This is a genomic window from Microcoleus sp. CAWBG27 (genome assembly GCF_020883145.1).
Classification (GTDB): Bacteria; Cyanobacteriota; Cyanobacteriia; order Cyanobacteriales; family Microcoleaceae; genus Microcoleus.
In genome coordinates this window covers 76,506-83,300 of the sequence record NZ_JAHREU010000028.1, presented here as the reverse complement: position 1 = coordinate 83,300, position 6,795 = coordinate 76,506, and the positions used below count along the sequence as shown (strand labels likewise).

Genomic DNA, 6,795 nt, shown 5'->3' with positions numbered 1-6,795 from the left:
GTTGTTGGGCCCCGGCCCCAAGAGCGCTTTCATCGCAACTACGTACCAAGAAAGGTATGTTGTTGGGATGGGAGCCCCAAGAGCGCTTTCATCGCAACTACGTACCAAGAAAGGTATGTTGTTGGGCCCCGGCCCCAAGAGCGCTTTCATCGCAACTACGTACCAAGAAAGGTATGTTGTTGGGATGGGAGCCCCAAGAGCGCTTTCATCGCAACTACGTACCAAGAAAGGTATGTTGTTGGGCTTCAGCCCCAAGAGCGCTTTCATCGCAACTACGTACCAAGAAAGGTATGTTGTTGGGCCCCGGCCCTCTTAAAATTTGTTAGATAGCAAGTTATATCAATTTCGGTTGTACTGTCAGGTGATGTTGAATGTTAACTATTAACTGCTAATTGTTTACGTTTTAAAGAATACCGATGCAACCGGAAACGATATAATGTATCTATCAATCAACAACATGACGAGTTTCGTGCAGGGCTTTGTGATAGATAGAATTTTCAGTGATAATTGAGTATTGCCTTTCCTGATACACTGTAGCGCTGTTTGTCAGGTGCGTCGCTGTAAGATTATCGATATTTCTTTGGGAATTTTCGAGGGCGACGCACCCTACGACTGTTCCATCGCAATTATTTAAGCACGCTCCATCTAACGCACCCTACAATAATTTAGGTGAGACAAAACCTAGGTGTTTCCAAGCAGCGGCTGTGGCAATTCTGCCCCGACTTGTTCGCTGCAAAAATCCGATTTGCATTAAATAAGGTTCGTACACATCCTCAATTGTTTGAGTGTCTTCTCCTGTAGAAGCTGCGAGGGTTTCTAAACCCACTGGGCCGCCGTTAAAGTTTTCGATCATTGCTGTCAAAAGAGACCGATCTGTCCAATCCAAACCTAGCGGATCGACGTTGAACAATTCGAGGGCGACGGAGGCAACTTCGGCGTCGATTGGCTTTAATTTTTTGACTTCGCTGTAGTCTCTGACTCGGCGCAGCAAGCGGTTGGCAATCCGGGGTGTTCCGCGAGCTCGGCGGGCAATTTCTTCGGCTCCTTCTGGGGTGATTTGAGTGTCGAGAACTTGGGCGGTTCTTTGGACAATTAAACTAAGTTCGTCTATTTCGTAATATCGCAGTCTTTGGATTAAGCCGAAGCGATCGCGCAATGGAGATGTCAGTGACCCAACTTTGGTGGTTGCGCCTACTAAGGTAAAGGGTTTCAGCGGAATGCTGCGGATTTTGGCGCTTTTTCCTTGACCGATCGTAATGTCTAAGCGGCAGTCTTCCATCGCTGGATAGAGGATTTCTTCGGTAACTTTAGATAATCGGTGAATTTCGTCGATAAACAGCACGTCGCCTGCTTTCAGGTTGATTAGCAATCCGACAATATCTCGCGGTTTTTCTAGGGCTGGGGCTGTGGTGATTTTGCATTCAACTTCCATTTCTGCTGCTAAAATTAGCGACATTGTGGTTTTGCCCAATCCCGGCGGCCCGTACAGTAACAGGTGATCCATCGGTTCGCCGCGGGATTTGGCTGCTGCAATTGCGATCGCCAAAACTTCTCTCAAGTCTTTTTGCCCGATGTATTCAGCTAACCGCTGGGGCCGGATTTTGTCTTCTTGTTTGCTGTTGATTTCGTCGGGTAGTTCTTGCGATTCTAGTAGCGATTCCGTCTCGGGTTTGGCGGCTTTTTTCCGGGGTGCCGGGGCTATGTCTTCCGGTAGATTTGGGTCGGGTGGTTGTTGTTTGGAGGAGATAATTGCCATATTTATTTGCGATCGGGCAATGGGAATTGTTTACAATTGTGAGCGGAATCATTACCAGTATTGAGTTCGTTATGAGTATTCCATCTTCTTTATTAGCCTCGGAAAGCATAACTTTTGAGGGGGCGATCGAGCTGACTCAATCTTTACTAGCCCAAATTGAGGCCGATTCCCTACGGGATAGCTACGCTTCACAACTTTCAGAGGCCCAGATCGAGCAAGCAGTAGCCTCTCTGGTGAAAACTATGAACGGTGCTCGGGGTTTTTTTGTTACTTATCTGACGGACGAGGGACAGGTGGCAGACAGGCCTTCACCCGGAGCGATCGAGGCGCTGCGATCGGCTCCTGAGATCGTAGCAGAACTGCTGGTGAAAAATTTGGCGATGTCGTCGGCGATGGTTGTCTATCATTCGCGCCATCAAAGCGAGGAAAGAGCGGCGGGTTCTGCTAGAGTGCAGGGGCGATCGCGCAATTTGATTCAAATTCTGCAAATGCCGGCCTGTCAAACTATAGCGTCGGAAATGCTAGCAAATTTGCAGGATGCCAGCGGCGAGTACCAGGAATTTTTTGAACGCTGGGGCTACGACGACGAGCAAAAAATGGCGATACGCTCAGCAGTGAGTGAGGCGATCGGCTAAAATAACCAGCGACTGCCTTCGCCGAAGCGGCAGATGCTTGATCAAAGCGGCGGGGCTGTGGAATAATTGCGGTTTAGCAAAGGCTGCACAATCGTAGCTGGAGTTGATTTAGGTGTGAAGGTTAGTGAACGAGGGCGAAAAAATTGCTGAGAACGGTGAAAGGAGTTGCCCAAAAAGCCCGATCGGCTCGCGGCAGGATGCCCGCAAGCAGCCAACGGTGGACAAAGCTGAATCTGCTGGCAACATTAGTGCGCCGGGACTTGGAATCTCAATACAAAGGCTCCATTCTGGGCAATTTGTGGCCGCTGCTCAATCAGCTATCGCAATTGGTGATTTACACTTATGTATTCTCGATCGTCCTCAAGGTAAAGCTCCAACTTGCAGGGTTCCCCGAAAACAGTGACATTACCTTTGGAGTCTGGCTGTTTGCAGGTTTATTGCCTTGGAGTGCCTTCACCAGCGGTTTGATTAAATCGGGAGTATCCGTGGTGGGGCAGCCAAATTTAGTCAAAAAAGTGGTATTTCCCCTCGGTTTGCTGCCGCTAGTGCCGATTTTGACCGCTTTTATTGAAAGTTCTCTGGGTTTAGCAGCTTTGATTCTGATCGTAGCAGTGTCCACGCAAAAGCTCAACGCTACTTTATGCTTGCTGCCACTGGTTTGGGCGCCTCAGTTGCTGCTAACAGCCGGCTTGGGATATTTGACAGCGGGCTTGACAGTGTTTTTGCGAGACATTCCTCAGACATTAGGTGTTATTCTAAATTTTTGGTTTTATTTGACGCCGATCGTCTATCCAGCATCAATCATCCCCGAAGAATGGCGAGCGTGGATATTTTGGCTCAATCCCATGGCCGCCATCTCCGAGATTTACCGAGATCTGATACTGCTTGGAGAAGTCAAGCATTGGGGTGAATGGGGTGTCGCCACGCTGATTTCTGCTGCTATATTTTGTGCAGGTTTTGCAGTTTACCGCCGTTTGCGCCCCGCTTTTGCTGACGTGCTGTAAACTTATTTGAGATCGCAAGTCAATCTAAAATCTAAAATCCCAATAAAGGTTTGTAGTGAGGACTTTAGTCCTCAGGCATTGCTAGATAGGGGTATGAAAATGGATAACTTAAAAATTCAGAAGATTGACTGACTGGCTTGTTTTGTTTTTTCACATTGAGTCGTTCATACCGTAAGTCAGCAACGCCGTCCTCATAAAAATCTGAGGACTAAAGTCCTCACTACGAACCTATTTTTAGTGAGCGGACATAATATCAATCTAAAATCTAAAATCTAAAATCTAAAATCTAAAATCGGATGACAGAAAATGTAATTTCACTAAAAAATGTTTCTAAATGCTTTAAGCGATACGATCGTCCAGGAGACCGCTTAAAAGAAATTATTTACCCTCACAAAAAACTCGCTGATGAATTTTGGGCTCTCCACGACATCAATCTGGAAATTCCTCAAGGACAAACTTTGGGAATTGTTGGGCGCAACGGTTCGGGAAAAAGCACTCTTTTGCAAATAATTGTGGGGACTTTGACGCCCACCACCGGCAGCGTGGATGTGAAAGGACGAATTTCCGCTTTGTTGGAACTTGGAAGCGGATTTAACCCGGAATTTACCGGGCGGCAAAATGTATTCTTCAACGCTCAAATACTGGGATTCAGTCAAAAAGAAACTGAAGCAAAGTTTGATGAAATAGCTGCTTTTGCTGATATTGGAGATTTCATCGAACAGCCAGTCAAAACTTATTCCAGCGGTATGTTTGTCAGGCTGGCTTTTGCTGTTGCGACTAGCGTCGAACCGGATATTTTGGTGGTTGACGAAGCACTTTCGGTAGGCGACGAAGCTTTTCAGCGCAAGTGTTTTGCCCGCTTGCAAAGCATTCAAGAAGGTGGCGGCACGATTTTATTTGTCTCTCACGCTGCTACTTCGGTGGTGCAACTTTGTACGTCAGCAATTTTAATGGATAGCGGAGAATTGCTGCTCGCTCACACGCCGAAGGTGGTAATTTCTAAGTATCAAAAGTTGATATATGCAGATCCAGATAAAGTGTTGGGGCTGAAGTCAGATATTCGATCGCTAAATCAACTCACAAAGCAAGAAAGTGATAACAATCTTCAGCAGGATGCTAATTTAGAAAGCACAAAGGCGGAGGTGAAACCCGAGCAATATCACTCGAAATCCCCGGAACATTATGATGAATTTTACGATCCGGGGATGATACCGTCGAATACGGTGAGGTATCCGTCTCGCGGAGCGGAAATTATCAACCCCCACATCGAGACTCTCAAGGGAACTGTGGTCAATCACTTGATTGGTCGTCAAGATTATGTTTACACTTACTCTGTCACTTTCTCGCGGTCAACTTCCAAGGTGAGGTTTGGAATGTTGATTAAAACGATTAGCGGTTTTGAGCTGGCTGGTGCTTCTTTAAAGGCTTCCAGTCAGTGCGTTAGGTATGTGGAAGCGGGTACGACAATTGTCGTGAAGTTTCAGTTTAAATGTTTGCTAAATCCTGGAGTTTATTTTTTGAATGCAGGGGTTGTGGGAACGGTAGATGAGGATTTAACTTATCTGGATCGCTGCGTTGATGTGGCGATGTTTAGAGTTCAGTCTTGTACAGAGTCCTGCGGTAACGGCATCGTTGACTTGCTGATAGAACCGTGTTTAACTGTTGTTAATTCTGATTCTCTGGTGAAAAAGGCGTCAACCGAAGTCATCTAAAATTCTGTGAAAACAATGAGCGAGAGCAATTTAGATTTAGTCCAAAATCCGGTTATCGAAGCATTTATTCGAGAGCAAGCTAAGTTTCCCGAAGATTTTAAACTAAATATCTGCGAAAACGATGAAATGTATTTGTTTGCGTTGAGCAATGTCAAGGACGATCGCGATCGGGCTTTGGTGCGCTATTATTCGCTGGGGCGCCGCATCCTGGATACGGTTAAACAGGTTGTGGATTGGCATTTTGGCAGTTTTGAGAATGTACCGTCTTTTCTAGATTTTGCCTGCGGTTACGGTAGATTTACACGGTTTTTGATTCAGGAAATACCGCCGGAACAAGTTTGGGTTTCTGATATTTATGCTAATGCGGTTAAGTTTCAAACTGAATACTTCGGCGTTAGCGGTATTGTTTCGACTGGAAAACCAGAAAATTATTTAATCGATCGCAAATTTGACTGCATTTTGGCTAATTCTTTTTTCAGCCATATGCCGGAAAGAACTTTTACAAGTTGGTTGCAAAATTTGTACGATTTGTTGACTCCTAACGGCATTTTGATGTTCAGCGTTCACGATGAGTGTTTGCGAGCTCCTAATGTAGAAATGCCTGCTAGTGGTATTTTGTTCAGCGCCTTGAGCGAAAGTCAGTCTTTGGATAAGGAGGAATACGGCACAACTTATGTAACTGAAAAGTTTGTCAGAGAAGTTGTCGATAAAGTTAGCGCAGGTAAGGCTTTTGTTCACCGCATCGAAAAAGGTATATGCAGGTTTCAGGATTTGTATGTTGTCACAAATCAACTATCTAGAGATTTTTCGGAGTTGAAATTCAATCAACACCCGGAAGGATATGTTGATGTTGCTGCTTTTACAAATAAGGAGAATTTGTATCTGGAAGGATGGGCGGCAGATCTGAATAATGGCGGTAAAATTGAGGATTTGCAAGTGCTGGTAAACGGTGAGTTTGTGCAGAGGTGCGAGCCTTTTTACAATCGCCCGGATGTGGCCGGACACTTTGAAACTGATGTGGCTTTGCAGTCTGGTTGGAACTGTTATTTACCGAAAAATTCTGTGGCGCCGCAGGATGTGTTAACCGTTAAAGCAATCAATAACTATGGTTTGACATGGATTTTGGAAACTTGCACTGTACAATCGCTGGTAAGACAAAAGCAATCGCGCTCTTTATTGGGATCTACTCAACTCAAGCTTCAATTGCTGGAAACTCAGTTAGCTGCGGCTAAGATAGAATGGGAGCAAAGTCAAAGTAAGTTAATGATTACTGAAACTCAGTTAGAAGAATCTCATACTAAGTTAGAAGAAAGTCAAAATCAATTAATTTCAGTTCACTCGCAGTTAGAACAAGCTCAAAGTCTGTTAGTATCTCTGCAAATGCAGTTGGAGAAGACAGAAAATCAGTTGATGAATGTCAAGCAAGAACTACAGCAATCGCAATGTCGAGTTGTGGCTATGGAAAGTAGCAAGTTCTGGAAGCTGAGAAGCACGTGGTTTCAAGTCAGGCGAGCGATCGGGTTAGCGGGAGAATAAGAGAAGACCATTTTAGATTTTAGATTGGGGATTGGAGATTGCTAGAGATGATAGACTAAGTGTTGGGATATTACCTAAAGTTGCATTTTGGGGTAAATAGTGTAGCGAGTAAAAATGGTTTGGGAATTAGGGCGAGGGAGAGAAATTGTGAG

At 45.2% G+C, this 6,795-nt stretch carries 6 protein-coding genes; 4 read left to right on the top strand and 2 right to left on the bottom strand.

The genetic code is table 11. From position 1 onward, the window contains the following. Window positions 1-267, bottom strand: a 267-nt coding sequence (locus tag QZ938_RS17125; protein WP_293365596.1) for a hypothetical protein, incomplete at its 3' end; no start/stop codon positions are given. A 388-nt stretch (window positions 268-655) separates the two neighbouring features. Then, entirely contained in the window at window positions 656-1,756 is a 1,101-nt protein-coding gene (ruvB, locus tag QZ938_RS17120) for a Holliday junction branch migration DNA helicase RuvB (protein ID WP_293152487.1), read from the bottom strand. On the opposite strand from ruvB, the gene QZ938_RS17115 reads away from it, so the two are divergent. The 4 genes from QZ938_RS17115 to QZ938_RS17100 all read left to right on the top strand — a co-directional run bounded on the left by QZ938_RS17115 (window position 1,750) and on the right by QZ938_RS17100 (window position 6,643). Then, window positions 1,750-2,391 (top strand): hypothetical protein, encoded by a 642-nt coding sequence (locus tag QZ938_RS17115; protein ID WP_363318838.1) that lies wholly within the window; start codon window positions 1,750-1,752, stop codon window positions 2,389-2,391. The two genes, ruvB and QZ938_RS17115, sit on opposite strands and share 7 nt — an antisense overlap. 197 nt (window positions 2,392-2,588) lie before the next feature. Then, window positions 2,589-3,395, top strand: coding sequence for an ABC transporter permease (locus QZ938_RS17110; protein WP_293152568.1), 807 nt, complete (start codon window positions 2,589-2,591; stop codon window positions 3,393-3,395). Window positions 3,396-3,691: 296 nt separating this feature from the next. Continuing rightward, the gene (locus QZ938_RS17105) at window positions 3,692-5,107 is read left to right on the top strand and encodes an ABC transporter ATP-binding protein (RefSeq protein WP_293352004.1); all 1,416 of its coding nucleotides are present in this window, start codon (window positions 3,692-3,694) and stop codon (window positions 5,105-5,107) included. Window positions 5,108-5,122: 15 nt separating this feature from the next. Further along, window positions 5,123-6,643, top strand: coding sequence for a methyltransferase (locus QZ938_RS17100; RefSeq protein WP_293352002.1), 1,521 nt, complete (start codon window positions 5,123-5,125; stop codon window positions 6,641-6,643). Window positions 6,644-6,795 lie beyond the last annotated feature (152 nt).